This is a genomic window from Variovorax sp. WDL1 (assembly GCF_001541225.1).
Taxonomy (GTDB): domain Bacteria; phylum Pseudomonadota; class Gammaproteobacteria; order Burkholderiales; family Burkholderiaceae_C; genus Variovorax.
This window is the reverse complement of sequence record NZ_LMTS01000004.1, coordinates 14,741-40,769: the sequence shown is the minus strand read 5'-3', so window position 1 is coordinate 40,769 and position 26,029 is coordinate 14,741. Positions and strand designations below refer to the sequence as shown.

Sequence of the window (26,029 nt, the reverse complement as noted above, 5' to 3'; positions counted from 1 at the left end):
GGCGGCCGCGCGAGCGCAGCCACAGGCGCACGAGGTGGCGCTTGCGGTCATCCTCCGCAAAGTCGGTGTAGCCGGTGCGGCGATGGCCCAGCCGACGGTTGTCGACGATCTGGATCTGGCCCGGCTCGAAGAAGAACTCGCGGATCAGGTGCGGCTGGTTCATCGTGGCTTCGAGGGCTTCGAGCGCGTCCTTGCCCAGCCCGTCGAGCTCGATGCCGGCCATCCTGTAGCCGTTGACGACATGGCGGTGCGAGAGCCGGCTCGTCAGGCGTCCGTCCGTCATCTGCATCAGGGGGTGGCTGATGACCGGCGGCGCCTCCGGCGCATGCTCACGGTTGCGATCGAAGAGGTAGGGCGCGAACAACCGATCGATCAGCTCCGGGTGCCTCGCGAGCATCTCGTTGTAGACCGTGTGGAAGCTGACGATGCTGCTGATTCCGCCTTCCTTGGCCGGGCGCAGGCACAGCAGGGCGACGTAGTCGGGCGCGCAGAGGTTGTAGCTGTTGTCGGTGTGGAAGTTCTGCTCGGCATTGGTCACGTCGGGCCGCACGCCATTGCCCGGAGGCCTTCCGAGGTCGCGCACGTCGTAGATCATCTTGCCGTCCCAGCTCTGCGCGACGGGGCGCGACACGAGTTGCGACAGGATCCAGTAGATGGCCTTGGCATCCTCCTTGGAGAACACGTCCATGGGCAACTTGTCGATGATCACGAAGCCGACACCGGTCTCCAGCGTCTGGCGCACGCGCGCCATCATGCGGCGGCACGCATCGATGCGGAAGGCGTCGGGCCCCAGCATTTCGACGGGCAAGGGATTTTCTCGGAGCAAGGCCACCACACCCTCGAGTTCGTGCAGGGCATCAACTTCGAGCGTCACGATGCCGTCTGTCGGCCTCAGGCTTGCGGCGTCCCACACGACCCCGCCCGCGAGCCGCGTGCGCGGGATGATGCAGGCGGGGCTGTGCTCTGCTTCGCTGAGGATGTTGCCTGTGGCTTGCATGAAGTCTCCTGAATGCATGTGTTGAATCGATGCGAGGCAGTCTAGGAGGCCTCCGCTAGACTTGCCAACGAATTCGGGCGATGGCTATCCATCGCTGCCGGCGATGAACGTCAAGCAACTCGAAACCTTCCTTCAGGTCGTGGAGAAGGGCAGCTTCGCGGCGGCGGCCGAGGCGCTGCACACCACGCAGTCCACGGTCTCCGCGCGGGTGAAAGACCTCGAGCACTATTTCGGCGTCGCGCTGTTCGACCGCAGCACGCACAGGGCGCAGCTGACGGCCAAGGGCCGCGAGCTGTTCGCCATGTCGCGGCAGGTGGTGGGCGCACTGGAACAGCTGCGCGAGCGCATTTCCGATCGCGCGTCGCTCACCGGCACGCTGCGGCTCGGCGTCGTTGGCGTCGTGGCAGGCACCTGGCTGCCGGCGCTGGTACGTGAACTGCGCACCCGGCATCCGGCGCTGCAACTTCAGGTGGAGGTGGCGCTTTCCAAGGTGCTCGCGCAGAAGCTGCGCGGCGCCGAGCTCGACGTGGCGATCATTGCGGGCCGTCCGGACGACGACGAGTTGCGATGCGAGCCGGTCGGCGAGGAACGCTTTGCGTGGATGGCGAGCCCCTCGCTCGGCGCAGCGCGCAGCGCAATCACGCCAGCGGACCTGGCAGCCTACCCGGTGATCGCCTTTTCGCAGGAGTCCTTCCACCACGCGGCGATGAAGGCGTGGTTCAAGGCCGGCGGCGTGCGCTTCCAGCCGGCGATCACCTGCAACAGCATGGAAGTCATCGCGCGCCTGGTATCACAGGGGGAGGGCGTGGGACTGCTGCCTTGCGACTACTACGGCACCGAGGTGTCCCTGGGCAAGCTGGAGATCCTGAGTGCGAACCCCGCGATGCCGGGCGTGGAGCTCACGCTGTTGGCGTTCGCGCAAAGACCGACGGCGTTCGTCTCGGCCGTGACCGAGGCGGTCACTGCGGTGCGACGCGGGCGGCACGCGGCCGCTTGACATGGCTCACGGGGGCGCGTGGGTGCTTCCGAAGCGCAGCCGATTCAACGCGGCGGGCGAACGCTCGCCGGCGAGCGCGTCGGAGATGTCTGCCGCGGTCGCGATCACCGCATCGGCCCAACCTGGCACCACCGCCTTGCGAAATCGCTCAGCCGGCCCTGAGATGCCCACGGCGGCGATCACGAAACCGCGTGCATCCATGATGGGCGCCGCGATGCCATGGACGCCTTCGCGCCACTCCCCGCGGTTGACGGCATAGCCGCGCTGACGGACCTTGCGCATGTCCTTGAGGAATTCTTCGCGGTCGGTGATCGTGGCGTCGGTGTGGCGCTTGAGGGCCGCGCACGCGGATTCGAGCACGTGTTCGCGCCCGAACGCGAGCTGCACCTTGCCGGTTGCGACGCAATAGGCGGGCACACGGCCACCGATCTGCGTATAGGCGCGTACCGGACGTTCGCTGTCGACCTTGTGGACGTACACCACCTCCATGCCATCGAGCACCGACAGGTGCACGCTCTCGCCGGCGAACTCCATGAGGCTTTCCATCTGGCGCTCCGCATGGCGGCGCAGGTCCAGCTTGCCGAGCACCGCGGATCCGAGCTCCCAGAGCTTGATCGAAGGCGTGTAGGCGCCGGTTTCCTCGTCACGCAGCACGAAGCGCGTTTCCACGAGCGCCTGCATCAGTCGATGCACATTGCTCTTCGACATCTGCAGTTCCTTGCCGATCTGCGTCAACCCGAGCGCCTGGCGGCTGCGCGAAAGAAGTTCGAGGACGGCAAGGCCCTTGAGCAAGGTGTTGTTCATGCGGGCTTCAGTCTAGGGCGATTCCGTCGGTTGCGATCCGCGACGGCTCACGTACCGCCCGCCTCCGTGTGCGGTTGCGTGAGAACCACGTGCGTTTCGAATCGATCCGGCGGCCCCTGCAGTTGCTGGTACTCGATCGGCCGGCCTGTTGCGTCGTAGCCGATCCGATGCACATCGACGAGCGCGGCCCCTACCTCGACGTGCAGCAGCCGGGCGATGAGCGGCGTGGCAAGCCGGGCGCGCGTGACCATGTCGATCTTCGAATAGACATGTCCTTCGCGGGCGAGCAGCTCCGACAGGGCCGACTGGCCGAAGTCGCTGCGCTTGTACCGGCGCCCGAGCGCCTCGGGCAGGTACAGCGTGGTGTGCACGATGGGCAGGCGTCCGACGAGGCGCAGCCGAACCACTCGCAGCGTCATGGCCCCATCGGGAAGCTGCAATCCGCTGCGCACATCGGGTGGGGCCGCCACGAAGTCGAACTCCTTCACCACGGGCCTGCTCAGCGCGCGGCGCTCGGCCACCCTTTCGAGGTAGGGCGCGATGGGTGCTGGAAGGTTCAGCACCGAGGCCTTTGCCGAGACGAAGGTGCCGCGCCCCGCCTTTCGCTCGATGAGTCCCTGCAGCTCCAGGGACTTGAGAGCCCGCCTCACGGTCACCCGTGAAACGCCGTGGGCCGCGCCGAGCGCCTCCTCGGTCGGCAACTGATCGCCTGGGTGATAGCGGCCGCTGGCGATGCCGTCCTTGATGAGTGTCGATATCTGGAAATGGAGCGGCGCTCCGGGGAGCGAATCGGCAGGCTGCATGTGACGGATGCTATCAGCGTCATTTGTATTAACATCAATACAATTGAGACTGACGGAGTAGACAGATGCACGAACACGATTCACCTGCCTCGGCGCGGCCACGGCCGAACGGGCGCATGACCAGGCGCGCTTGGCTCCTGGCCACCGCAGCCGCTTCCGCCTCCTGGCAAACCCCGTCCCTGGCGCAAGGCGAGCAAGCGCCCGCGTTCCGGCCCACTCGCACCGTGCGCCTGATCTCGCCCTTGCTGGCCGGCGGTGCCACCGATGCGATCGTTCGCCCGATCGCGCTCAAGCTCTCGCAGCTCTGGAACCAGCCGGTGGTGGTGGACAACAAGCCCGGCGGCGGCACGATCATCGGGACACAGGCGGTAGTCCAGTCTCCGCCCGACGGCTACACACTCGGCGTGGCGATCAGCGCGTTGACGATCAATCCGAGCCTGCGCAACGACCTGCCATACGACACCTTCAAGGACATTTCGCCGGTCACCCAGATCGGCAATATCACGGGCGCGCTGGTCGCGCATCCATCTTTCCCTGCGCACGACCTCGAAGGTCTCATCGCACAGGCGAAGGCGAGCCCGGGCGCGCTGTCGTATGCGTCGCTGGGTGTCGGCACCGGGGGCCATATCACCGGCGAGCTCCTGAAAGTGCGCAGGGGCTTCGACATGGTCCATGTGCCCTTCTCCGGCAGCAACGCGGCCTATCGCGAACTGCTGCCGGGGCGGATTCCCGCAGGCTTCGTGGTGCTTGAATCGGCGCTGCCGCACGTGAAGGCAGGCAAGCTCAAGGTGCTCGGCCTCACGGACTTTCAGCGCAACCAGCTCTATCCGGAATTCCCCGTGCTCGAGGAGACCGTCAAGGGCACCGGCTACGACAGCGTGTTCGGCCTGATCGCCCCCGGCCGCATGGCGCCCGACCTGCTCGACCAGATCAACGCCGACGTCGTGAAGGTGCTCGCATTGCCCGAGATTCGCCAGCAACTCGCTCAGCAGGCGATGTCCGTGGTGGCATCGTCGGCCCCGGAGTTCGCGCAAGTGATACGACGCGATGTCGAGCACTGGAAGCGTGCCGTGAAGGAGTCCGGCGCCCGTGTCAACTGAAGCCACCCTGTTCGACAAGGTCTGGCAGCGCCATGTGGTCGCCGATCTCGGCGAGGGCTTTGCGCTGCTGCACGTCGACCGCCACGTCGTGCCCGACTTCAACGGCAACGCGTTCACCCATCTCGCCCAGCGCAACCTGGCGGTGCGCAATCCTGAGCTCACCTTCGCCACTGCCGATCATTCGATTTCCTCCGATCCACGCGATCCGGATCCTCGACAGTCGAACAATCCCCACGTCGTGGCATTGCGCGCGGCCACGCGGAAGTTCGGCATCCGCCTGTTCGACATCGGGAGCATCGGACATGGCATCGTGCACGTGATCACGCCTGAACTCGGCATCGCCTTGCCGGGGCTGACGGTCGCGATCGGCGACAGCCACACCTGCACGCACGGAGCGCTTGGGGCGCTCGCGTGGGGGGTGGGCCAGGGCGAGCTGGTGCACATCCTCGCGACCCAGACCTCCGTGCAGCGAAAGCCGCGCACGCAGCGCGTGAGCATCGATGGCACATTGCCGGACGGCGTGGGTGGCAAGGACCTCATCCTTCATCTGATCGCGACGCTGGGCGTGGACGCCGGCAATGGCTTCGCGGTCGAGTACTCGGGCAGCGCCATTCGCGGGCTGTCCATGGAGGCGCGCTTCACGCTGTGCAACATGTCGGTCGAATGGGGTGCGCGCTTCGGCATGATCGCGCCCGATGACACCACCTGCGAATGGCTCGCAGGCCGCCCGCATGCGCCTCGTGGCGCAATGTGGGATGCCGCGGTCGCGGACTGGGGGACCCTGCCCACGGACGCCGGCGCGCGCTTCGACAGGGAGGTTGCAATCGACGCAAGCGAGCTCTCGCCCCAGGTGACGTGGGGCAACAGCCTCGACATGGTGCTGCCCATCGATGGCTGCGTGCCTGACCCTGCCTGCGAAAGGGATGCCGGACGTCGCGCGTCCATGGAAGCGTCGCTGCACTACATGGGCCTGCGGCCCGGGCAAGCGATCGAGGGCCTGCCGATCGACCGGGTCTTCATCGGCTCCTGCACCAACAGCCGCCTGCCGGATCTTCGCGACGCCGCCGCCGTGCTCCGCGGGCGGCACGTCGCGGCACATGTCCAGGCTTGGGTCGTACCGGGCTCGGAGCAGGTCAGGCGCGATGCCGAGGCCGAAGGGCTGCACCGGGTTTTCATCGATGCAGGCTTCGACTGGCGCACGCCAGGCTGCTCCATGTGCCTGGGCGCCAATGGCGACGTCATCGCTCCCGGCGAGCGGGCCGTTTCCACCGCGAACCGCAACTTCGCCGGCCGTCAGGGACCGGGCAGCCGCACGCACATCGCGGGCCCCGCGCTTGCAGCAGCCTCCGCCTGCGCCGGCGCCATCGCGGACCCGCGCAAATTGCCGTCGGAGAGTTTGCGATGAGCGCACTGGTCGAGCTGCGCGGCCCGGCCGCAGCCATGCTGTCGCCGAACATCAACACCGACATCATCGCGCCTCTGGTGCGCGCGCCGGATGGCATGCAACCGGCCGGGATTCGCAGCGATGCCGAGCTTGCACAACGACTCTTCGGGCCGTGGCGCTATGACGGCACCGGCGCGGACCAGCCGGAGTTCGTGCTGAACCAGGCCCCGTTCAGACAAGCGAGATTCCTGCTGGCAGGGCCCAATTTCGCATGCGGGAGTTCCAGAGAAACCGCTGCGACGATGCTGAAGGCCTTTGGCATCCGCTGCGTCATCGCGCCGAGTTTTGGCCAGATCTTCCAGGACAACTGCTTTCGAAACCACATGCTTGCGCTCGTGCTCGACTTCGAGACCGTGCAACACCTGGGTGCGCTCGCCGCAAGCGGCGCGGATTTTCTGCTCGACGTCGAGCGATCGGCTCTGGTCGCGCCGGACGGGAGCGAGTATCTTTTTGCACTCCCGTCCTTCCGGCAAACCATGCTCCTGCGCGGCGAAGACGAGGTTGCGGTCACGCTCAGGCGAGCCGACCAGATCAGCGTTTTCCAGCAATCCGCCAAGGCCAGGCGACCGTGGGAATGGCCGGCGGTCGTCCGATAGGCGTGTCACCTGCTTCACCCGCATCGCCGCGAAGTTCGACCGGGCCTGCGCCTGGTCGGCAAGGCAAGGAGTTGAGCACGCTCAGCTCGCGCGTCGCGCGGGTCGGGCGGCGACGAAGAAGGGGCTGGCCCAGGCGAGCTGCCCGTTGAGCTGCCGGACCCGCAGGTAGGCGTAGCTTGCCAATGCGCTCGCCGGGATCGCGAGGTCGATCGCCATCCGGCAGTCCGAAGGCACGACGGCCCGGTGGAACTGGAAGCTTTCGGTGCCGTAGGCGCCCACGTGGAAGTTGGCAGAGCCCGACAGCAGTTCCCGCAGGCGCACACGATGGGAGAGCCTGGCAGGGCGCTGCGTTTCGATCGTCAACTCGGTGGCCGCATCGCCCTGGATCTGCAAGACGACGGCATGCGTCGCGACGTCGGCGAAGGCGTTGCGGCGCGAGGTGTAGGAGCGGATGTCGACGCAGTCGCCGTCCTGGGCGATGCGGTGCCTGCGGTCCTCGTCATAGGGACCCCCACCCAGGCACTTGTCGACGCGCAGCAGGCGTCCTCCCTCGATGCCGATCCGCTGCTGCCAATCGGCGATTCTGTCGAGGCTGAGTTCCCCCCAGGGCCCCCAACCCCACTCGTACCGCACCAACAGCGGTTCGCCACTTTCCAGCGCGGCGTTGTGCGCCGGCTTGCGCGGCCAGAAGCGCTCGAGGACTTCGCCGTCGACCACGAGTTCGACGACATCGATCTCGTCCGCCGCTTCGATGTCGGCCTGCAGCCGGTACTCCCGCGCTGGAGCGACCATCGCGCCCATCGGCGCGCCGTTGAGACTGCAATCCAGGCGAATGCGGTCGCCGGTCAAGGCATAGGTGCGGCGCGACCGCACCGCGTCCAGCACGTGCTCACGCGACAGCGCATCCGCGTGCACGGCCAGCAAGCCCTCACCCCAGGCGCCAGGGAAGCCCGCATGGTTGTCCGTCGAGGCGACGAAGCCGAATCGCAAGCCGGCGTTGAGCGCAGCGCGCACGGTGTTCTGCGTCTGCCGCCCGCCAGGGGAGCCGCGCACCATCGGGTGCGGCCCGCGATCGTGCTCGGACAGGCCGTGGAAGGAGAAGATCTCGACCACCGGCGTACAGGCCGGATCGAAGACGTCCCAGTTGACGCCGCGCCGCCCCCGGGGATAGCCCAGGTGATGCGGAATCATGAGCGCGCGCTCGTCGAGGCAGAACTCGCGCAGGCCCTGCAGGCTCGAGGTGTACTTGATGGGTCGGTGGTCGCCGGGAAAGATCACGCACTGGTCGCCGTACATGTTCGAGTGCCACTCGAAGCCGAGGAAGGACACGAAGCGACCCGGGGCATTGGCCTGCGCGATGCGTTCCTGCACGCGCGGCCAGGTCTCCTTCAGCCGGCGGAACCCGTCGATGAAGTGCCGCTCGCGGCCGTTCTCGATGGCGGTGAGGTCGTGCCAGCTCGAGTGGCCGGTGAAGGCGAAGAAGTCCAGATGCTCCCGCGCGATATCGATGCTGCGCTCGATGGTGCCTTTGCCGTAGCCGTGGGCGTTGTGATTGTGGATGTCGCCGAAGTAGATCATCGCTGGCTCAATCGTTGGTGGCGCCAGAGTGCCGCACGGCGCGTGCCCAAAAGGCTTGCTGCGCCTTCATGCCATCTCGAACCTCCGAGGCGGTACGAAAGGCCGCCTGCAGGCCGAGGTTGTTCATGTGCGCGAGGAACTCCTGCTGCTCGACGGCCTTTTGCAGTTCGGCCTGGATCAGTGTGCGCACCGGATCGCCCAGTGCGGCCGGTGCCACCAGGCTCAGACCGTTGGTCCCGACGATCTCGGCAAATCCGAGCTCCTTCAGGGTAGGAACGTCGCGCAGGAAGTCCGAGCGCCGCTCGCCGCTCTGGGCCAGCGGCACGACGCGGCCGGCCCGGATCAGCGGGAGCACCGGACCGATGGCGTCCACGCCCAGTTCGACTTCCCCGCTCGCCACTGCGTTCATCGCCTGGGGAGTGCCGCGATAAGGCACATGCACGATGAACAGCTTGTCGCGCGCCTTGAACATCTCGAAGGACAGGTGCGCGGTCGTTCCGGTGCCCGGCGAGGCAAAGGAGAGCTTGCCGGGATTCTTGCGCATTGCCGCGATGGCCGTGCTCAACGTCCTCAGGCCGGAGTTCGTGCTCGCATAGACGAGGCTCTGGCCCTGTGCGAATTCGCCCAGCGACACGAGATCGGCCTCGGCCTTGTAGGCAAGCCGCGGGTACAGGTAGGGGGCGATGACCAGGTTGGACGTCGTTCCCAGGCCGAGCGTGTAGCCGTCGGGCGCGGCGCGCGCCACCTCGGTCAAGGCAATCGTTCCGCCTGCGCCCACTTTGTTGTCCACGACGATGGGGTGCAGCGCCCCGACGGCCAACGCTTGCGTCAGGGCGCGCGTCGCGACGTCGAGTGCCCCTCCGGCCGGGAAGCCGACAACGATGCGGATCGGCTTCGACGGGTAGGCCGGCTGCGCCCATGCCCTGGAGGAGAGCGCCAGTGCCGCCGCGCTCGAGACGAGAATTTTTCTGCGGGATGGATCCATCATGCGGTGCTCGCTCGGTCTGTGACGATGCGTGAGATGGTGCTGCGGCCGGCTGGATAAGTAAAATTAAGAATACACATCCATGAATGAGTTTGCCTCATGCCAACGCTGCGACAACTGCAAGCCCTCGAGCTCATCGGGCAAACCGCCAGCTTCACGAGGACGGCCGAGCGGATGTTCGTCACCCAGTCGGCCATCAGCATCCTGGTGCGGGAACTGGAGGCCGAACTCGGCACAAGACTGGTGGTGCGGGGCCGCACGGCACGCCTGACGGAAGCGGGCGAGCACCTGCAGCGCGCGGGCCACCAGGCGATGCGGGAAGTGGCCCGTGCGGTGGAGGACGTGAAGGCGGGCCGGCACACGGCTTCGGCGGTGATCCGCCTGGGCGCCGGCTCGCTTTCGGCGGCCACCTTCATTCCCAGTGCGCTGCGCCGGCTGCACGACGAGGCATTGCCCCTGCGCGTCGAAGTCATCGACCGCCCGGCCATGCTGCTGACCGATCTGCTCGTGTCAGGCGAAGCCGACGTGGTGATCGGCTCGACCGACGCCTCGCTGAAGCAGTCGGGTGAATTCAAGTCCGAGCTCTTGATCTGCGACACTCTGTGCGTCGTTTGCGCCCTCGACCATCCGCTCGCCGGAAAGGTGCCGCCACGCGCAAAGGGCGTTCGATGGCAGGACCTGGAGGGCACCGAGCTCATTCTCGTGGGGCGAAACGGCGGGCAGTGGCGTGCTCTCCTGCTGGATCAGCTGGCGCGGGAACGCCACTTGACGGTTGGCTACGAGGTGCAGCTCTATTCGACCGCCCTGGCACTCGTTCGGCAGGGCCTCGGCGCGGCGGTGCTGCCGCGCCATGCGGGCGAGTACCTCGACCGCGATGTCTACGCGGTCAGGCCGCTGATATCGCCGGGCACGCGATGGTCGACTTACTGGGTCGCACGCAAGCGGTCGATGGTCGACCCGTCGGCGCTCGCCCAGCTGCATCGCGCCGTCAGTCTCTCGTTGCAGTAGGGGCTTCGGCGCAAAGCCTGGGGACGCCCCCTCAATCGGCGAGATCGATCGACTGGGCACGCGCCGCTCAGCCCGTCGTATCGCGGGCCCCGCCAGGTCGATGCAGCACCACGGGTTTGCCGCCGAACTGCTGCTTGCACATCCATGCCGCCAGGGCGGAGTCCAGGTAGTCGGCGTGTCGGGAAACCACGACCGCGTGCGCTGGATCAGCTGCCGGTGCCGCCGAGCAGCGCGATCTCGGCCAGAAGATCGTCGAGTGCAAGCTTCACGAAGTCCAGCGTCGGCTGGTGGACGAGGCGGCCGTCGCTGATCTGTGCGGCGACGTTCGCGATCGCCACGTGCTGACGGACCACCGGCCTCGCCAGGGTGGCCGCGAAAGCATCCCGGATCTGCGCCTGCGCGCGCACGCCGCCGGCGCTGCCGGGGGAGGCCGTCATGACCAGCGCCGGCTTGCCCTTCAGCGGCGAGGCGAACGCGGGACGTGAAGCCCAGTCGATCGCATTCTTCAGCACGCCCGGCATGCCGTAGTTGTATTCGGGCGAACAGACAACCAGCCCGTGGGCCTGCGAGATCGCCTGCTTCAGCTCGGCGACGGCCGCAGGCGGCGCGGCGCCGTCCAGATCGGCGTTGTAGAGCGGGATCTCGTTCAGCGGGAAGAGCTCGATGGACGTCGAATCCGGCAGCAGCGCCTGGAGGCTGCGAAGCACCGCGGTGCAGTTCGATTGGCTTCGGATGCTGCCGGAGATGCCGAGCAGACGGGTGCGGGTGGTAGAGGCTTGTTGGTGCATGGTAATCAAAGTTGTACAGCTATTGGAGTTTATGCATAAAATGCCGCAAAATGCACAAAGAAGAGAAACAGCGCAACAGCAGGAGACATCATGCTCAAGGTCAACCGGCCTACGCCTTCGCACTTCGGAATCTTCGTCACCGACCTGGAACGGATGGTGGCCTTCTACACCGAGACCTTCGACCTCACCGTCACCGATCGGGGCGAGGGGCGGACTTTCCGCAACAAGCTGGTCTTCATGAGCGCCAGCGCGGACCAGCATCACCAGCTGGTGCTCGCCTCGGGCCGGCCCGTGGAAGCCAGATTCAGCACCGTGATGCAGGTCTCCTTCGTGGTGCCGGGCATCCAGCACCTGCGCGAGATCTCGGCGCGTGCGGCCGAGCGGGGCGCCACCGAGATTCGCGGCCTCAACCACGGCAATGCGCTGTCCGTCTACATGCTCGACCCCGAAGGCAACACGGTGGAGATCTATGTCGATACGCCCTTCTACGTCGCGCAGCCTCATGGCGATCCGCTGGATCTCTCCAAGGACGACGAGACGCTGATGCGCGAGACCGAGGAGGCCTGCCGCCGGGACCCCACCTTCATGCCGCTCGCGCAGTGGCAAGCGCGGTTCGAGGCGCAGTCGCCTGCTCCCACCGCATCCGCTGCCTGACGTTCGCGGCAGCCCTTCTTCACCACCCATCCCAACTGGAGTTCTCATGAAGCTTTTGTCATTTGTCCACCAAGGCCGCGAAACCTGGGGCGCCGTCGTCGGTGACGGCGTCGTCGACCTCGGCGCCGCGCGCCCCCAGCATGCTTGCCTGGCCGACTACATCGCCTCGGGCGAGTACACGCAAGCGGCGCAGCATGTCGAAGGCCTGCCGGTCGCCGCCAAACTGGCCGACATCCGCTTTCTGCCAGTGATCCCCCGTTCCGAGAAGATCGTCTGCGCGGTGCGCAACTACATGGACCATCACCAGGAAGTGCTGGCGGCGGGCATGCAGCGCGAGTTGTCGGAGCAGCCCCCGATCTTTCTGCGCGTCTGGCGCTCCCAGTGCGCGCACAACGAGCCGATCGTGCGCCCGCACGTATCGGAATCGCTTGACTGGGAAGGCGAGCTCGCCGTGATCATCGGCAAGGGCGGGCGCAACATCGCCGAGGCGGACGCCTACGACCATGTGGCGGGGTACGCCTGCTACAACGACGGCAGCGTGCGCGAGTGGCAGTTCCATGCCAAGCAGATCGCCTCAGGCAAGAACTTCGAATCGACCGGCGGCTTCGGTCCCTGGATGGTGACCGCTGACGAGATCGAGCCCGGCCGTCAACTCAAGCTCGAGACGCGGCTCAACGGCGAGGTCGTGCAGTCGAGCCACACGGGGCACATGATCTTCAGCATTCCGAAGCTCATCAACTACGCCTCGACGATCTTCACGCTCACGCCCGGCGACGTGATCGCGACCGGCACGCCTGCAGGCGTCGGCTGGAGCAGGAAGCCGCAACGCTTCATGAAGCCCGGTGACGTGTGCGAGGTGGAGATCGAGGGCATCGGCATCCTTCGCAACCCCATCGTCCAGCAGGACTGAGCCTTTCCGCAAGGCCGCTGAAGAATGCGGCCTTCATCCCAGAACAAATCGGAGACAAGCACCATGCGGCGCAGACATTTCGTTGCCGCAGGCCTGACCCTGGCCTGCGCGGCACCCATCACAGCTTTGGCCCAGGACTTCCCGGACAAGCCGATCAAGATCTACCAGGGCTTCGCCGCAGGCGGCAATGCCGACACGATCGCGCGCGTGGTCAGCGCGGAGATGGCCAAGGGCCTGGGCCAGCCCTTCGTGATCGAGGCCCAGACCGGCGCGGGCGGAACCATCGCGGCGACCACGGTGGCGCGCGCCCGGCCCGACGGGTACACGCTGCTCCTGGCCACCGGCGGGCACGCGGTGGCGGGGGCGCTCTACAGCAAGCTCAACTACCAGACCGTGTCGGACTTCCAGATGATCTCCACGGTCACCTTCTTTCCGTTCCTGCTGGTGGTGCGTGCCGATTTACCCTACCGCAGCCTCGCGGAGCTGCTCGCTGCCGCGCGTGCCGATGCACGCAGCATCTCGTACGGCTCGGCCGGCATCGGCTCCACGCACCACCTGGCGGGGGAGCTCCTGGTCAAGAGCGCGAAGGCCGAGCTGCTTCATGTTCCCTATCGCGGCGATGCTGCCTCGGTCACGGCGCTGCTCGGCGGCGAGATCCCCTTGATCGTCGCGCCGCCGACGGCGGTGATGCCCAACATCAAGGCGGGCAAGCTGAGAGCGCTGGCCACCACCGGCGCGCAGCGCTGGAGCGCAATGCCCGAGGTGCCGACGGTGGCGGAGCAGGGCGTGGCAGGTTACGACGTGAGCTCATGGGCCGGCTTCATGGCGCCGGCCGGCACGCCGCGCCCGATTGTCGAGCGACTGCGGTCGGAGACACTCAAGGCCCTGCAGGTGGCCGCCGTCCGTGCACGCCTGGAGGACATGGGCGGCGAAGCGCGCGGCAGCACGCCGGAAGAAATGACCACGATGGTGAGCGCCGAGCTGAAGCGCTGGACGGCCGTCGTGAACGATGCACACATTCCAAGGCAATGAGGTTTTCATGTCCCTGATCGAAATCCGCAAGCGCAGTCTTGCCATCGAGACCATCTACCACGAGGGCGGGCCGCCGGTCGACACGCCCCTGAAGCTGGCCGCTGCCTGCGCGGTCATCCGCAACCCCTATGCGGGGCGCTATGAACCCGACCTGATTCCCTTCATGGCCGAGCTGCGCTCCCTGGGAACACTGCTGGCGACCGAGCTGATCGAGACGCTCGGGCGCGACAAGGTCGAGGTCTACAGCAAGGCCGCGATCGTCGGCGTGAACGGAGAGCTGGAGCACGGTGCCGTCTGGCACGAGGCCGGCGGCTGGGCCATGCGCGAGGTGCTGGGCGAGCCGAAGGCGATCGTCCCGTCGTCCAAGGCGGTGGCGGCGACGGGCTACCGGATCATGGTGCCGCTGCACTACGTCCACGCGGCCTACGTGCGCAGTCACTACAACTCGATGGAAATCGGCATCCAGGACGCGCCCCGGCCCAACGAGATCCTCTTCGCGCTGGTGATGGGCACCGGCGGCCGCGTGCATGCGCGCCTCGGCGGGCTGACCAAGGACCAGGTGTCCGTCCATGACGGGCAGCGCTGAGGCAGGCTGGTCGAACATCATGAAGGCCATTCAACTCCAGGCCCCCGGCGGGCCCGAAGTCCTGCAACTCGTCGAGCTGCCATTGCCGCAACCCCGCGCAGGCGAGGTGCGGGTCAAGGCCATGGCGATCGGCGCCGGCGGGCCCGACGTCCTGATCCGCAACGGCACCTACAAATGGATGCCGCCGATGCCGGCGACCCCCGGCAACGAGATGGCCGGTGTCGTCGACGCGATCGGCCCCGGCGTGAGTTCTCTGCGGGTGGGGCAGCGGGTGCTCGTGAGCGCGCGTGAACTGGCGCAGCGCGGCGGCTGCTATGCAGAGGCCATCTGCGTGCCGCAGGCCGCTCCTTTCGTCCTTCCCGACTCGATCCGCTTCGAGGATGCCGTCAGCCTCGGAAACTTCCAGCTCGCGTTGGCGATGCTGTCGAGCAACGGCAATTTGCCGGCGACCTCCATCCTGGTGCCCGGTGCGGCCGGTGGTGTGGCGACGGCGCTGGTACAGGTCGCCCGCGACCGCGGACTGCGTGTGATCGGAACCGCCTCGACCCCGGAGAAGAGAAACTTCGCGTTGGCCAATGGTGCGCACGAGGTCATCGAGAGCGATCCACATGGGCTGACCGAGAAAGTGATGCAGCTGACGGACGGTCGTGGCGTCGACCTGGCCTTCGATCACCTGGGCGGTGAGCTCTTCATCGCCTGCCTGCGCGCCTTGGCACCCTGCGGCATGGTGGTCTCTTACAACATCGTCAATGGTCCGCCTGCCGGCGACGTGTTCGAGGAACTTCGCAAGCTGCTGGGCAGGAGCCTCGCTGTGCGCACCTTCTCCATCCACGCCATCGATGTGGATGCGAGCCAGCGCCGCGGCTTGATGGAGTCCGCCATCGCCCTGATGGCTGAAGGCCGCGTTCGCGCGCCGAAGGTCGCGACCTTTGCGCTGTCGGAGGCGCGCCGTGTGCACGAGTTGCTCGACAGCGGTGGCATGCCGGGAAAGATCGTGCTGATGCCTTGATCGCACCTGCGAGTCGTCTCCGGCTCTTTGCAAGCTCCGAGTGATCATGCATAAAATTCATCTTATGAACTCACTCGTCGCGGTCGCCTCCGAGCCATCGACCCCTCTTGCGGAGCAGGCTTTCAGGCGCCTGCGCCGCGACGTCCTGACCGGCTTGTTCGAGGCGGGGAGCAAGCTGAAGCTGGACGATCTGCAGGGGCACTACGGGTTCTCCAGCAGCCCGCTGCGCGAAGCGCTGAGCCGTCTAGCACAGGAAGGCCTGGTCAAGGCGGATGAGCGCAGGGGCTTTCGCGTCGCGCTGATTTCCGCCGAGGACCTGGCCGACATCACGCACATGCGGCTGATGCTCGATGTCGAGGCGCTGCGCAGTGCCATCGAACGCGGCGACGACAGCTGGGAAGGCGCGATCGTCGCCGCCTTCCACCGGCTCGAGAAGATCGAATCTCGCCTGAGCGATGGACCGGTCATCCTGGACGAGGAATGGAGCGAGCTGCATCGGAATTTCCATGCGGCACTGATTGCTGCCTGCGCTTCCGAACGCCAGCGGCTATGGAGCGCGAGCCTGTTCGACCAGGCCGAGCGCTACCGTCGCTTCTCGGCGCGCCACCGGCAAGTCGGCCGGCGCAAGTCGAGCGAGCACCGCAAGATCATGGAGGCCACGCTGCGTCGTGATGCCGATACAGCTTGCGCGCTGCTCGGCGAGCACATCCTTGGCACGCAGCGCAACGTCGAAGCCGCCATGCGCCGCGCAGTCGCCGCGTGACGATCCGGGTCGATCGGCTGAATCGACGGTGCGAGCGGAAACCAGTCGTTGAGACGTACCGGGTGAGAGCCTCTTGCGCCAACAGTCTCCGCTGCGCTGCTCAGACAGCGGGATCCAACCCCCTGAGGAACTCGCGTCGCGTCTTTGGCCCGTAGGTCCTGAAGTGAGGATCGGGCTTCTCCAGGTAGGCCATGCGCTTTCGGGCGACCGGGTCGCGGGCGGTGTATCGCTTCACTTCCGTCGGCGTCAAGCCGTACACGTTCGCGGCGTTGAGACCGAATATCTTGGCCCGCAGCGCAGGCGTCATCTCGGGATAGCCATGCCGTTCGCGCAGTTCCGCCGAGATCTGGAACGTCCGGAAGGCTTGGATCTGGTCCTGCGGTGAGCCGTACCAGATCGAATCCGTGCCCCACAGCACGTTGTTCTCGCCGCACGCGACGATCAGTTTCCCGAGGGCGTGAGCCGCCTGCTCGGGGTCACGCATCAGGAAGCGCCACGTGCTGCCCAGCTCCGCATAGACGTTGCTGTTCGGCTTGACCTGGTGTTTGCGCAAGGACGTAATCAACGTGTCGATTCCATCGCTCTTGCCGCTCGCGTCGTAGGCCTTTTCGGTCACCGTGCTGACGAAGCCCGAGTGATAGATCAGGAAATTCACGTCCGGGTAACGCCTGGCGACGACGCCGATGTCGCTGCACTGGCTGTGCTCGTAGGAGCGCCGTCCGAACGGCAGCCCCTTGTGGATGCAGATGTTCTTGACGCCCAGTGCGCGAGCCTTCTCGATGAACCGGATGCCGACGTCGTCGTGCAGGAAGTAGCCCTTGCCGCTCGGTCCGTACTGCGTGTAGGTCTTCCAGGCGCTGATGCCCCATTTCTCGTGCAACTCGTCCATGCCCTCGAGGTCTCCGGGCTGGTTCGGGTTGACGCGTCCATGCAGCAGCAGCCGGTGCGTTCCCTCGAGCTTGTCGACCAGCCTGCGGACCTCGTCGGCGGCCTGGATCGTGACGGGTTCGGCGTCGCGGGCGGAGGGCACGAAGGACAGCACCATCACGTCGGTGTCGCTGTCCATGAACACGTCCTTGAGGAAGACCTCTGCGCTCTTGGAATTGCCTTTCGGCGTGTCGATGAAGTGGCCCTGGACGTCGAGGATGAACTCCTGCCTGGCGGGGCCGACCTGCGCGCGCGCGAGCTGCATATCCAGCCCGGCGTCGCGGGGCAGCTCGAAGAAGCCGCCGGTCCTTCCGGCCGCGGCGTTGGCCGCGTTGAAGGCCAGCAGCGTGCTGGCCGCGCCACAGGACGAGGTCAGGAACGCTCGCTTCGAGCATCCCAGCCGCTTCGCGTTGGTTGCCGCGGCCTCGTGTGCGAGGCGGTTGGCTTCGATGTTCGCCGGCCACAGCGGCACCGGTGCGAACTCGCCATTCGAGGTGCTGTCGAGCTTGATGGGAAGACGCTTGCCCTCAGGGTCGCTGTCATGCATGGTGGTCCCCCGGTTTGATCGAGAAGCCCCGCCGGCCCGCCAACGGCGCCATGAGCCCCCTTGGATTCGACGAGACCTCCCGATTCTGCTCCACCAAGCCGTCGGGGCCATCCCGCTCTTGACCGCACTGGCTGACGCACGCCAGCGTGCAATGCAGTCGACGTCGAAGCGGCGTTCGGGGGTTCGCAGATGTGCCGCTCACCGGTACGACAACACCAACCCATGCACCAGCCGTGTCCATCCATCCAGCATCACGAACAACAGCAGCTTGAACGGCAATGAAATGGTCGTCGGCGCAATCATCGACATCCCCAGCGCCAGCAGCACGGTCGCCACGATCAGGTCCACCACCACGAACACCAGGTAGATGATGAAGCCGATCTGGAAGGCCCGCGTCAGCTCGCTCAGGGTGAAGCTCGGCACCAGCACCATGAAGTCGTCGGCACGCAACTGCTCGGCGCGGGCCTGCGGCCAGATGTTGGACGCGGACTTCAGGAAGAACTGCCGCTCCCGCTCGTGCGTGTGCTTCTGCAAGAACTCCTTGAGCGGTGCCTTGGCTGCATCGATCACCGCCACGATGTCGTTGAGCCCTTCGCCCTTGGCGCCGAAGTTTCGATGGCGCAGCGCGTCGCCCACGTCCATGCCCACCGGCGCCATGATGTAGACCGACAGGATGATCGCGATGCCGTTCAGCACCATGTTCGGCGGCGTCTGCTGCAGGCCCAGCGCGGTGCGCAGCAGGCCGAAGACGATCACCAGCTTGGTGTAGCTGGTCACCATCAGCGCCACGAAGGGCGCGACGCCGAAGGCGACGATCAGCGCGACCAGCGTGAGGGGTTCGGGGAGTCCGCCCTGCATCTTCGCCGCCGGCCCGCTCAGACTTCGCCGGGCGCGAACTCCGACACGCGCACCCCCAGCCGGTCGCCCACCGCAACCAGGTAGCCCTTGCCCAGCACGTTGCCGTGCGCCAGGATGCGCACCGGGCTGCGATTGAGCGGCTGGCCGAGCTCGAACACGTGGCCGGCGCGGATGCTCTTCAATTCGCCGAGCGACAACGACAGCTCGCCGACCTCGAAGCGCAGCGTGACCTCCAGCGCATCGAGCCGATCGATCGGCAGGTTGACGCTGGCGTCGGCGGTGGGGGCGGGGGAGTCTGTTTTCATGGCGCTGTCTCTGGTTTGCTGAACGGTGATGCGCGAGCCCTCGGCAAAGGCCGTGAGCTGCCGGCCCCCGGAGCCGCCGAGCGCGGCCGTGACCACGATCGCGCCGCCCGAGGAGCTCCATTGCTCGATGCCGACGATGTCGCCGGCGCGGATGCTGTTGATCTCGCGCAACTGGATCGGCGTGCTGCCGATCGCGAAATGAACCGGCAGCCGCAGCGCATCGAAGACGATGCTTGCACGTACCGCGTGCCGCTCGGCATCGGCCGGCACCAAGGCATCGAGCGTCCCGCCGTCGTCGAACTGGACGAAGCCGCGCAAGGCCGCGCCGCCCTCGACCGCCGTGGCCTCGAAGAAGGCCGCGCGCTCCGCATCGCAGGGCGGCGCAACGGCATCGGGGCCCTCCTGCGGCTGCCATTCGAAGTGCAGGCGCAGCGCCTTCTCCAGCGCATCGGCCACCCGATGCAGCGCGTCGGCCAGCAGGATGTAGCGCAGCTCGCGCGGCAGCAGATCGAGGCGGCGTTCACCCAGCAGGGACTGCAGGCTCGGCGCATCCAGGCCCAGGTGGCCCACATGCGCTCCGAGCCTGAAGCGAAAGCTTTCGCGCACCATGGGCACCGGCCCCGTTTCGTGCCGCCACGAGAGGCGATAGCGCACATCGCGCGCCACCAGCTCGCCCGGCGGTGCCGCGCCGTACAGGCGGTTGAGCGCACGCACGTTCGCGGGCTCGGCCCGCGGCAGCGCGCGCGCCTCGCCGAGCTCGGTCACCGGCTCAGCGGCCTGCGCGGGCATGCGTGCTTTCGTTGAAGAGTCGCTGCAAATCGCTGGGTCCTGTCACTGTCCACTTTCCGCGCGGGCAGCGGGCCGCTGTCGCATCGCGGCGCAGCTTAGCGAAAGCAACCCAGGCGAGGTAGTACGCAAATCCGTAGTGCTGCGGATGCGACACGGGCGCGGGTTCCTACGAGAACTCGTGGTTGCCGTAAACAGAGGGTGCCACTTAGAGTCCGCCGCGACGTGATCTTTTTCACGTTCGAGGCCGGCGTGTTTGCGCCGGATCGCAAGGCCAGCAAAACCAAACAGAAACAACCATGGCGAGCCCCGCCCGATCCTTGCCGCCGTACCGTGGCAGCCTGCGCGACCTGTTCGCCAACGCCGGCCGTTACTGCGATCTGTTGCTCGCGGGCTTGCTGGTGGTGGTGGTGGCGCTCTTCGTGCTGCCGCTGCCGACGCCGCTCCTGGACTTGCTGATCGCGAGCAACCTGGCGATCAGCCTGGTGCTTCTGATCGTGGCGATGTACGTGCCCTCGGCGCTGTCGCTCTCCACCTTTCCCTCGCTGCTGCTCTTCACCACGCTGTTCCGGCTGGCGCTCAACATCGCCTCCACCAAGCTGATCCTGCTGCAGGCCAATGCCGGCCACATCATCGACACCTTCGGCAAGCTGATCGTCGGCAACAACGTGGTGGTCGGCGGCGTGGTCTTCCTGATCATCGCCATCGTCCAGTTCATCGTGATCGCCAAGGGCTCGGAGCGGGTGGCCGAGGTGGCGGCGCGTTTCGCGCTGGACGCGATGCCGGGCAAGCAGATGAGCATCGACGCCGACGTGCGCGCCGGCGTGCTCTCCTCGGCGCAGGCGCAGAAGCGGCGCCAGGTGCTGGAGCAGGAATGCCAGCTGCACGGCGCGATGGATGGCGCGATGAAGTTCGTCAAGGGCGACGCCATCGCGAGCATCGTCATCGCGCTCGTCAACATCCTCGCGGGCATCGCCATCGGCACGCTGATGCACGAGATGACGCTTGCCGGCGCGCTGCAGCGCTTTGCCATCCTCACGGTGGGCGACGGCATGGTCTCGCAGATCCCGTCGCTGCTGGTCTCGATCGCCGCCGGCATCGTGATCACCCGCGTGGGCAGCGGCGAGCGCCGCGACGCGCAGCTCGCCAGCCAGATCGGCGAGCAGCTGATGGCACATCCGCGCGCCCTCGTCATCGCGGGCATCGCGGTCGCCAGCTTCCTGGTGGTGCCGGGGTTCCCCAAGTGGGTGTTCGGCCTGCTGGCGGCCCTGATCATCGGCCTGGGCTTCGCAATGCGCCGCGTGCGCGCGCGGCGCCGCACGCCGGGCTGGATCTCGCACCGCGAAGCCATCGACGAGGAGGAGGGCGAGAGCGCCCATGCGATCGCCTCGCCGCTGGCGGTGCGACTGTCCGACACGCTGCGCGGCGCGGTCGACCGCCATGCCCTCGACCAGGAGCTCTCCGGCGTCAAGACCGCCGTCGAGTCCGACCTGGGGCCGGTGTTCCCGCGCCTGCAACTGGCTTATGCGGCCGGCCTGCCCGAGCACGGCTACCAGGTGCTGGTGCATGACGTGGTGGTGTCCGAAGGTTTGCTGCAGCCGGGCTGGCAGTTGCTCGATCCGGCCGAGGCCACCACGCCGCCCGCAGGCGCGCAGGTGGCCGAACCCTTCGGCCCCTTCGCGCGCGTGGTGTGGGTGCAGGGCGCGCAGCCCGGCCTCCGGACCTGGGAGGCGCACGAGGTGGTGGGCCTGCACGTCGACCACGCCGTGCGCCGCAACGTGCGCGAGCTGATCGGCCTGCAGGAAGTGCAACGTCTGCTGCATTCGGTGCAGCGCGATGCGCCCGAGCTTTCGGCCGAGGTGGCGCGCGTGGCCTCGCCGCAGCGCATCGCCGAGGTGCTGCGCCGGCTGCTGCAGGAGGGCATCCCGATCCGCAACCTGCACGCCATCTTCGAATGCCTCGCAATCTGGGCGCCCAAGGAGCAGGACTCGATCGCGCTGACCGAGCTGGTGCGCATCCACCTCGGCCGCTACATCACCAGCCGCTACGTGGGATCGAGCCGCCAGCTCGAGGCCATCCTCTTCGAGTCCAGCCTGCTCGAGCGCGTGCAGAACGCGGTCGAGCGCTCGCCGCGCGGCAACCTGCTGCTGCTGAGCCCGGCCGTGGCGCAGGACATCCGCGAGCAGGTGCGCCGCATCCTCGGCTCGACCGCCAACCGCGTGGTGGCCATCGCGTCTTCCGACGTGCGCCGCTACGTCAAGACCCTGATCGAGCCGGTGGCGCCGACGCTTCCGGTGCTGTCCTACCAGGAAGTCGACGAGGACGTGGCCCTGCAGCCGGTGGGCTGGGTCACCAATCCGCAAGCCCATTGATCGATGAACCGCCCCCTGCGCACCGAGCGAACCCACCAGCCCCATGACACCGCAGAACATCCTGGACATCACCCGCGAGGGCCTGCTGCTCGTGCTCTGGATCTCGCTGCCGGTGGTGGTGGTGGCCACCGTCACCGCGCTGGTCGTGGCGGTGCTGCAGGCGGTGACGCAGGTGCAGGACCAGAGCATCGGCCAGTCGATCCGGATGATCGCGGTGATGGTCGCCATCATCGCCACGGCCGGCTGGCTGGGCCGCGACGTGATGCGCTTCGCCGAGCGTGCCTTCCACACGCTCACGTCATTGCCATGAGCTGGGCCATGGTCGTCATGCCCCTGCGCAAGGCCCGCAAAGCCGGGCAACAGGCCTGGCTGCTGCTGGGCCTGGCCACGCTGCTGCTCGCCGCCGCACAACCCGCTTCGGCGGCCGAACTGCGCTGGAACAACAACCGGCCCTTCCAGATCGTCGCCAACGAGAAGCCGATGGCGGACTTCCTGCGCGAGCTCGCCTCCTCGCAGAACATCACGGCGGTGATCGACGCGAAGGTAAGCGGCGTGATCAGCGGCAAGTTCTCGGGGCCGGCGCAGCACATCCTCAACAGCGTGTGTGCGGTCAACGGGCTGACCTGGTACTACGACGGGGCCTTCCTCTACATCGACCTGGCGGCCGACTCGCGCAGCGACGTGCTGCCGATTGCGCCCGAAAACGCCAGCCGCATTGCCGAGACCCTGGTGCGCCTGCGCATCTCCGACGAGCGCTATCCGCTGTCGATCAGCGAGAGCGATGCCAGCGTGCATGTGACCGGGCCCAAGCGCTACGTCGAGATGGTGCGCCAGGCGGTCAAGCTCGCCGACCAGCGCAGCGCGCTGGCCGACGGCGCGGAGATCCGGCTGTTCCCGCTGAAGTACGCCTGGGCCGCCGACTTCAGGATCAACCGCTCGGGCAAGGAGACCGTCATCCCGGGCGTGGCCAACGTGCTGCGCAGCCTGTACGGCCGCAACGGCAACGCGCCCGGCAGCGGCACCGGCCGCGGGCCCAGCGCGCCTTTCTCGGTGGGGCCCAATCGGCAGATCAAGCTGCGCAGCGGCGAGTCGATCAACGCGCCCAAGATCGAGATGCCGGGCGTGGGGCCGGCGAGCGCAGACGCAGGCGGCGCGGGCATGCCGGCCGCCTTCGGCAACGAACTGCCCCAGTTCCAGGCCGACACCCGCATGAACGCGGTGCTGGTGCGCGACACGCCCGAGCGCATGGGCCAGTACCAGCGCCTCATCGAATCGATGGACGTGCGCCCGCGGCTGATCGAGATCGAAGTGACGATCATGGATATCAGCTCCGACACCCTGAGCAGCCTGGGCATCGACTGGCGCCTGCACGGCCGCCACGGCGACTTCCAGACCGGGCGCGGCGACCGCGGCCCGTTGACCTGGGACAGCGCGACCTCCGAGGCCGGCCAGGTCGGCGGCTTCAATGCCAGCGGCCAGCCGGTGACGCCGCTGGGCGGCATGCTGACTGCCGCCATCGGCAACAGCGCGCGCAACTACCTGCTGGCCCGCGTGACCGCGCTGGCCAGCAACGGCGACGCCAACTTCGTCGCACGGCCCAAGGTGATGACGCTGGACAACACCGAGGCCGTGCTCGAGAACCTGAGCGAGTTCTACGTGCGGGTCGACGGCTTCCAGGACGCGGGGCTCTTCAGCATTACCGCGGGGACCGCGGTGCGCGTGACGCCGCTGATCATCGAGGAGAAGAGCGGCCGCGGCGTGATGATGTCCATCGATATCGTGGACGGCGACCTCAGCAGCCAGGCCGTGGACCGCATCCCGATCGTGCGGCGCCGCACCGTCAACACCCAGGCGCTGGTGGACGAGGGCGCGAGCCTGCTGATCGCCGGCTATTCGTCGGAGGAGCGCACCAACGCGACCACCGGCGTGCCGGTGCTCAAGGACATTCCGGGCGTCGGGAACCTCTTCAAGTACAGCGACAAGAAGCAGGTCAACATGGAGCGCTTCTACCTGCTGACCCCGCGCCTGGTGGTGCCGGGCTCCGCGGCCTCGGCGCCGGTGCTGCCGCTGGGGCCCATCTCCACGCCCGCGCCCATGCCGGCGCCAAAGGCCACGCCCGTGTCGATGGCGACGCCAACACCAACGCCGACGCCGACGACGGCAGCGCCCGGAGCGTGAAGCCGATGCGCGAAGACCCCGCCTTCGACCCCGCGCCGGCCCCCAATGCCGGCTGGTGCCTTCGCTTCCTGAGCGGCGCGGTCAAGGGGCGCACCATTGCGCTGAAGCCCGGCATCAACGTGCTGGGCTCGGGCGGCGAGTGCGAGGTGATGCTGCCCGGCGGCGACGTCCTGCCGCGGCACCTCGTCTTCACCGTCGGCGAGCTGGTGGTGTCGATGCAGCGCCTGGGCACCGCCTCGGCCAGGCTCAACGGCGAGGAGATGCAGCAGCCGCGCCGCAGCGTGGTGGCCGGCGACATCGTGAGCGTGGGCCAGATCGACTTCCAGCTCGACCGCAGCTACCCGGCCGCCGTGCAGGAAGACCGCATGTTCGCCGCCGCGCCCGATGCGGCGGCCGCAGCGCAGGCGGCTGCGCTGGCGCCGCAGCGCCGCGGGCCGCGTGTGGGCGACTGGGCCGGCGGCATCGTGGCGCTCCTGGCCGTGCTCGGCCTCGCGGCCCTGTGGGTGGACAGCGAGCGCGGCGCGTCCGCGGACGCGGTAGGCCGCGTGAACCTGGCGGAAGTGGAGAAGGCGCTCGTGCCCTTCCCGGAGGTCGAGGTCGTCGCCGCGCCGGGCGGGCAGTTCAACGTCAAGGGCTACGTCGAATCGAAGCAGCGCCGCGAGACGCTGCAGCGCGCGGTGGCGCCCTTCGGCGGCAAGGTCGCCGTCAACGTGCACTCGGCCGAGGACATGGTCGAGCAGGCGCGGCGCTACGTGGGCGACCCCGGCGTGGCCGTCACCTACACGGGCCAGGGCCGGTTGGTGCTGAGCGGCACCGTGGAGGATGCCGCGGTGCGCCAGAAGATCCGGCGCCTGGGCGAGGACCTGCATCCGGCCGTGCTGGTCTCCGACAAGGTGCAATACCGCGAGAAGCCGCAGCCCGACAACAAGGACGCCGACCTGCGCGCGCAGTGGCAAGGCTGGCAGAGCGTGCTGCCCGCGCGCATGGTGAGCATCACCGAGGACGGCAATGGCCTGCGCCACATCCAGCTGTCCAACGGCAACCGCTACTACGAGGGCTCGGTGCTGCGCTCCGGCGCCGAGCTCAAGCGCATCGACGCCGACGGGCTGGTCCTGAGCGGCGGCGTGCCCAACAACGGCAAACCTGCGAGGTGACGAGATGCGCCCACCCACGCACCCGATACCCGCGCCCCGATTTCATGCGGCGACAGCGACCCTGCGCGCCGCGTGGAATGGCTTCGTCCTACCCGGACGGGGCTTTCAAACCCCAGTGATTCCCCATCAACCAGGAGAAATGAAATGGCAGGCTCTGTCGACAACTCGATCCAGCAAATGAACCAGGCCGCGGCCGACAACGCGCGCCTCATGTCCGCCAGCATGGCGGCATCGACCAGCATCCAGGGTGCGGCCTCCACCGCCCACACGGTGAACGGTGCCAGCGCCGCCGGCGGCGAAGTGGCCAAGTCCACCGGCAACGACATCCGCCAGTCGGCGAAGTCGTCCTGATGGTCCAGGCCTGCACGCGGCCGCAAGGCCTCGTGCAGGCGTTTCCCTTTTCACCAGGAGCTGAACCATGACCGATCCCATCGCGTCGGCCGCCGCAAGCGCGCCGCCGCCCGAACTCGCCGGGCCCGGCGCGGCGCAGCAGCAACAGCAACAAAACACGAGCGGCTCCCGCTTCGATCCGGGCGACACCCGCATGTTCGCCAACATGATGCAGGGCGTGCAGGCCCCGCCACCGGCCCTGGCCGGGCCCAGCGCCATCGGCGATGCAGCCAGGTCGCTGGCCGCGCAGTTCTCGGGCAACGTGCGCTCCTACGAGGAGATGCGCCACAGCATGCTCGAGTCCATCGACCTGTCGGACCCGATCAAGACCATGTTCGTGATGACCGACCACGCGATGGAGGCACACATGATGTTCGCCAAGATGCACATCTCCACCGGGCTGGCCAGCGCCGCGACCAGCCTGTTCGGCACGCTGCTGAAGAACCAGCAATGAGGCG

General features: G+C 67.4%; 26 protein-coding genes and 1 pseudogene. 17 read left to right on the top strand and 10 right to left on the bottom strand.

The features are described from left to right. Positions 1–997 (bottom strand): TauD/TfdA family dioxygenase (locus tag APY03_RS00265; RefSeq protein WP_198161196.1); only part of this gene is annotated, 997 nt, incomplete at its 3' end. A 61-nt stretch (positions 998–1,058) separates the two neighbouring features. On the opposite strand from APY03_RS00265, the gene APY03_RS00260 reads away from it, so the two are divergent. Beyond that, entirely contained in the window at positions 1,059–1,994 is a 936-nt protein-coding gene (locus tag APY03_RS00260) for a LysR family transcriptional regulator (protein ID WP_146039329.1), read from the top strand. Between the two features lie 6 nt (positions 1,995–2,000). On the opposite strand, the gene APY03_RS00255 is transcribed toward APY03_RS00260, so the two are convergent. Further along, the gene (locus APY03_RS00255; protein WP_068672767.1) at positions 2,001–2,798 is read right to left on the bottom strand and encodes an IclR family transcriptional regulator; all 798 of its coding nucleotides are present in this window, start codon (positions 2,796–2,798) and stop codon (positions 2,001–2,003) included. Between the two features lie 47 nt (positions 2,799–2,845). Next, positions 2,846–3,601 (bottom strand): GntR family transcriptional regulator, encoded by a 756-nt coding sequence (locus APY03_RS00250; protein ID WP_068672765.1) that lies wholly within the window; start codon positions 3,599–3,601, stop codon positions 2,846–2,848. Positions 3,602–3,717: 116 nt separating this feature from the next. Between APY03_RS00250 and APY03_RS00245 the strand changes: the two genes are divergently transcribed. Genes APY03_RS00245 through leuD form a run of 3 tightly spaced genes read left to right on the top strand, consistent with a single transcriptional unit; the run spans position 3,718 to position 6,741 of the window. Beyond that, complete coding sequence (locus APY03_RS00245; RefSeq protein ID WP_162487104.1) at positions 3,718–4,701, top strand: tripartite tricarboxylate transporter substrate-binding protein; 984 nt, start codon at positions 3,718–3,720, stop codon at positions 4,699–4,701. After that, positions 4,691–6,106 (top strand): 3-isopropylmalate dehydratase large subunit, encoded by a 1,416-nt coding sequence (leuC, locus tag APY03_RS00240; protein WP_068672764.1) that lies wholly within the window; start codon positions 4,691–4,693, stop codon positions 6,104–6,106. The genes APY03_RS00245 and leuC overlap by 11 nt, the downstream gene beginning before the upstream one ends. Beyond that, positions 6,103–6,741, top strand: a complete 639-nt coding sequence (leuD, locus tag APY03_RS00235; RefSeq protein ID WP_068672762.1) for a 3-isopropylmalate dehydratase small subunit — start codon at positions 6,103–6,105, stop codon at positions 6,739–6,741. The genes leuC and leuD overlap by 4 nt, the downstream gene beginning before the upstream one ends. 81 nt (positions 6,742–6,822) lie before the next feature. On the opposite strand, the gene APY03_RS00230 is transcribed toward leuD, so the two are convergent. Together APY03_RS00230 and APY03_RS00225 are read right to left on the bottom strand one after the other, a co-directional pair. Beyond that, positions 6,823–8,319, bottom strand: a complete 1,497-nt coding sequence (locus tag APY03_RS00230) for a hypothetical protein (RefSeq protein WP_068672760.1) — start codon at positions 8,317–8,319, stop codon at positions 6,823–6,825. A 7-nt stretch (positions 8,320–8,326) separates the two neighbouring features. Continuing rightward, the gene (locus APY03_RS00225) at positions 8,327–9,307 is read right to left on the bottom strand and encodes a Bug family tripartite tricarboxylate transporter substrate binding protein (protein WP_068672758.1); all 981 of its coding nucleotides are present in this window, start codon (positions 9,305–9,307) and stop codon (positions 8,327–8,329) included. A 96-nt stretch (positions 9,308–9,403) separates the two neighbouring features. Here APY03_RS00225 and APY03_RS00220 point away from each other — a divergent pair, with 96 nt between their 5' ends. Beyond that, positions 9,404–10,312, top strand: a complete 909-nt coding sequence (locus APY03_RS00220) for a LysR family transcriptional regulator (protein WP_068672757.1) — start codon at positions 9,404–9,406, stop codon at positions 10,310–10,312. A gap of 67 nt (positions 10,313–10,379) precedes the next feature. Here the strand turns inward: APY03_RS00220 and APY03_RS43075 are convergent. After that, positions 10,380–10,504, bottom strand: a pseudogene (locus tag APY03_RS43075) (hemerythrin); the annotation flags it as partial. 14 nt (positions 10,505–10,518) lie between these two features. Beyond that, positions 10,519–11,100 (bottom strand): NADPH-dependent FMN reductase, encoded by a 582-nt coding sequence (locus APY03_RS00215; protein WP_068672756.1) that lies wholly within the window; start codon positions 11,098–11,100, stop codon positions 10,519–10,521. 90 nt (positions 11,101–11,190) lie between these two features. On the opposite strand from APY03_RS00215, the gene APY03_RS00210 reads away from it, so the two are divergent. From APY03_RS00210 to APY03_RS00185, 6 genes are all read left to right on the top strand, one after another. Further along, positions 11,191–11,754 (top strand): VOC family protein, encoded by a 564-nt coding sequence (locus tag APY03_RS00210; protein ID WP_068672754.1) that lies wholly within the window; start codon positions 11,191–11,193, stop codon positions 11,752–11,754. Between the two features lie 46 nt (positions 11,755–11,800). Beyond that, positions 11,801–12,664 (top strand): fumarylacetoacetate hydrolase family protein, encoded by an 864-nt coding sequence (locus APY03_RS00205; protein ID WP_068672752.1) that lies wholly within the window; start codon positions 11,801–11,803, stop codon positions 12,662–12,664. A gap of 63 nt (positions 12,665–12,727) precedes the next feature. Next, positions 12,728–13,696, top strand: a complete 969-nt coding sequence (locus APY03_RS00200) for a Bug family tripartite tricarboxylate transporter substrate binding protein (protein ID WP_068672750.1) — start codon at positions 12,728–12,730, stop codon at positions 13,694–13,696. A 7-nt stretch (positions 13,697–13,703) separates the two neighbouring features. Next, positions 13,704–14,282: an amino acid synthesis family protein gene (locus APY03_RS00195; protein ID WP_068672741.1), complete on the top strand. Its 579-nt coding sequence runs from the start codon at positions 13,704–13,706 to the stop codon at positions 14,280–14,282. Then, complete coding sequence (locus APY03_RS00190) at positions 14,266–15,291, top strand: zinc-dependent alcohol dehydrogenase family protein (RefSeq protein WP_232081110.1); 1,026 nt, start codon at positions 14,266–14,268, stop codon at positions 15,289–15,291. The genes APY03_RS00195 and APY03_RS00190 overlap by 17 nt, the downstream gene beginning before the upstream one ends. A 46-nt stretch (positions 15,292–15,337) precedes the next feature. After that, the gene (locus APY03_RS00185; RefSeq protein ID WP_068673062.1) at positions 15,338–16,054 is read left to right on the top strand and encodes an FCD domain-containing protein; all 717 of its coding nucleotides are present in this window, start codon (positions 15,338–15,340) and stop codon (positions 16,052–16,054) included. Between the two features lie 100 nt (positions 16,055–16,154). Here the strand turns inward: APY03_RS00185 and APY03_RS00180 are convergent, their stop codons facing one another. The 3 genes from APY03_RS00180 to sctQ form a co-directional block, all read right to left on the bottom strand. After that, the gene (locus APY03_RS00180) at positions 16,155–17,528 is read right to left on the bottom strand and encodes an amidohydrolase family protein (RefSeq protein ID WP_068672739.1); all 1,374 of its coding nucleotides are present in this window, start codon (positions 17,526–17,528) and stop codon (positions 16,155–16,157) included. Between the two features lie 198 nt (positions 17,529–17,726). Next, positions 17,727–18,386, bottom strand: a complete 660-nt coding sequence (gene sctR / locus APY03_RS00175; protein ID WP_068672737.1) for a type III secretion system export apparatus subunit SctR — start codon at positions 18,384–18,386, stop codon at positions 17,727–17,729. Positions 18,387–18,403: 17 nt separating this feature from the next. Next, positions 18,404–19,480 carry a type III secretion system cytoplasmic ring protein SctQ gene (sctQ, locus tag APY03_RS00170; RefSeq protein ID WP_068672735.1) on the bottom strand — a complete coding sequence of 359 codons (1,077 nt, stop codon included), beginning with the start codon at positions 19,478–19,480 and terminating at the stop codon, positions 18,404–18,406. A 296-nt stretch (positions 19,481–19,776) separates the two neighbouring features. Here sctQ and sctV point away from each other — a divergent pair, with 296 nt between their 5' ends. From sctV to APY03_RS00140, 6 genes are all read left to right on the top strand, one after another. Beyond that, the gene (sctV, locus tag APY03_RS00165) at positions 19,777–21,849 is read left to right on the top strand and encodes a type III secretion system export apparatus subunit SctV (protein WP_083944069.1); all 2,073 of its coding nucleotides are present in this window, start codon (positions 19,777–19,779) and stop codon (positions 21,847–21,849) included. A 43-nt stretch (positions 21,850–21,892) separates the two neighbouring features. After that, positions 21,893–22,159 (top strand): type III secretion system export apparatus subunit SctS, encoded by a 267-nt coding sequence (sctS, locus tag APY03_RS00160; protein WP_068672733.1) that lies wholly within the window; start codon positions 21,893–21,895, stop codon positions 22,157–22,159. Further along, complete coding sequence (sctC, locus tag APY03_RS00155) at positions 22,156–24,027, top strand: type III secretion system outer membrane ring subunit SctC (RefSeq protein WP_232324107.1); 1,872 nt, start codon at positions 22,156–22,158, stop codon at positions 24,025–24,027. Before sctS ends, sctC begins: the two co-directional genes overlap by 4 nt. A 5-nt stretch (positions 24,028–24,032) precedes the next feature. Next, on the top strand, positions 24,033–25,181 hold the full coding sequence (locus tag APY03_RS00150; RefSeq protein WP_068672727.1) for an FHA domain-containing protein: 1,149 nt from the start codon (positions 24,033–24,035) through the stop codon (positions 25,179–25,181). Positions 25,182–25,325: 144 nt separating this feature from the next. Then, positions 25,326–25,532 carry a hypothetical protein gene (locus tag APY03_RS00145; protein ID WP_068672726.1) on the top strand — a complete coding sequence of 69 codons (207 nt, stop codon included), beginning with the start codon at positions 25,326–25,328 and terminating at the stop codon, positions 25,530–25,532. Positions 25,533–25,599: 67 nt separating this feature from the next. Beyond that, positions 25,600–26,025 carry a hypothetical protein gene (locus tag APY03_RS00140; protein ID WP_068672725.1) on the top strand — a complete coding sequence of 142 codons (426 nt, stop codon included), beginning with the start codon at positions 25,600–25,602 and terminating at the stop codon, positions 26,023–26,025. Positions 26,026–26,029: the final 4 nt, after the last annotated feature.

Bases quoted from the DNA above. Each gene is read 5' to 3' on its own strand.
- APY03_RS00190 (WP_232081110.1), top strand. From the start codon at position 14,266: ATGACGGGCAGCGCTGAGGCAGGCTGGTCGAACATCATGAAGGCCATT.
- APY03_RS00205 (WP_068672752.1), top strand. From the start codon at position 11,801: ATGAAGCTTTTGTCATTTGTCCACCAAGGCCGCGAAACCTGGGGCGCC.
- APY03_RS00145 (WP_068672726.1), top strand. From the start codon at position 25,326: ATGGCAGGCTCTGTCGACAACTCGATCCAGCAAATGAACCAGGCCGCG.
- APY03_RS00220 (WP_068672757.1), top strand. From the start codon at position 9,404: ATGCCAACGCTGCGACAACTGCAAGCCCTCGAGCTCATCGGGCAAACC.
- sctR (WP_068672737.1), bottom strand. From the start codon at position 18,386: ATGCAGGGCGGACTCCCCGAACCCCTCACGCTGGTCGCGCTGATCGTC.
- APY03_RS00215 (WP_068672756.1), bottom strand. From the start codon at position 11,100: ATGCACCAACAAGCCTCTACCACCCGCACCCGTCTGCTCGGCATCTCC.
- APY03_RS00210 (WP_068672754.1), top strand. From the start codon at position 11,191: ATGCTCAAGGTCAACCGGCCTACGCCTTCGCACTTCGGAATCTTCGTC.
- APY03_RS00140 (WP_068672725.1), top strand. From the start codon at position 25,600: ATGACCGATCCCATCGCGTCGGCCGCCGCAAGCGCGCCGCCGCCCGAA.
- APY03_RS00230 (WP_068672760.1), bottom strand. From the start codon at position 8,319: ATGATCTACTTCGGCGACATCCACAATCACAACGCCCACGGCTACGGC.
- APY03_RS00180 (WP_068672739.1), bottom strand. From the start codon at position 17,528: ATGCATGACAGCGACCCTGAGGGCAAGCGTCTTCCCATCAAGCTCGAC.
- APY03_RS00225 (WP_068672758.1), bottom strand. From the start codon at position 9,307: ATGATGGATCCATCCCGCAGAAAAATTCTCGTCTCGAGCGCGGCGGCA.
- sctC (WP_232324107.1), top strand. From the start codon at position 22,156: ATGAGCTGGGCCATGGTCGTCATGCCCCTGCGCAAGGCCCGCAAAGCC.
- APY03_RS00150 (WP_068672727.1), top strand. From the start codon at position 24,033: ATGCGCGAAGACCCCGCCTTCGACCCCGCGCCGGCCCCCAATGCCGGC.
- APY03_RS00185 (WP_068673062.1), top strand. From the start codon at position 15,338: ATGCATAAAATTCATCTTATGAACTCACTCGTCGCGGTCGCCTCCGAG.
- APY03_RS00255 (WP_068672767.1), bottom strand. From the start codon at position 2,798: ATGAACAACACCTTGCTCAAGGGCCTTGCCGTCCTCGAACTTCTTTCG.
- sctS (WP_068672733.1), top strand. From the start codon at position 21,893: ATGACACCGCAGAACATCCTGGACATCACCCGCGAGGGCCTGCTGCTC.
- sctQ (WP_068672735.1), bottom strand. From the start codon at position 19,480: ATGCCCGCGCAGGCCGCTGAGCCGGTGACCGAGCTCGGCGAGGCGCGC.
- APY03_RS00195 (WP_068672741.1), top strand. From the start codon at position 13,704: ATGTCCCTGATCGAAATCCGCAAGCGCAGTCTTGCCATCGAGACCATC.
- APY03_RS00250 (WP_068672765.1), bottom strand. From the start codon at position 3,601: ATGCAGCCTGCCGATTCGCTCCCCGGAGCGCCGCTCCATTTCCAGATA.
- APY03_RS00200 (WP_068672750.1), top strand. From the start codon at position 12,728: ATGCGGCGCAGACATTTCGTTGCCGCAGGCCTGACCCTGGCCTGCGCG.
- sctV (WP_083944069.1), top strand. From the start codon at position 19,777: ATGGCGAGCCCCGCCCGATCCTTGCCGCCGTACCGTGGCAGCCTGCGC.
- APY03_RS00245 (WP_162487104.1), top strand. From the start codon at position 3,718: ATGACCAGGCGCGCTTGGCTCCTGGCCACCGCAGCCGCTTCCGCCTCC.
- leuD (WP_068672762.1), top strand. From the start codon at position 6,103: ATGAGCGCACTGGTCGAGCTGCGCGGCCCGGCCGCAGCCATGCTGTCG.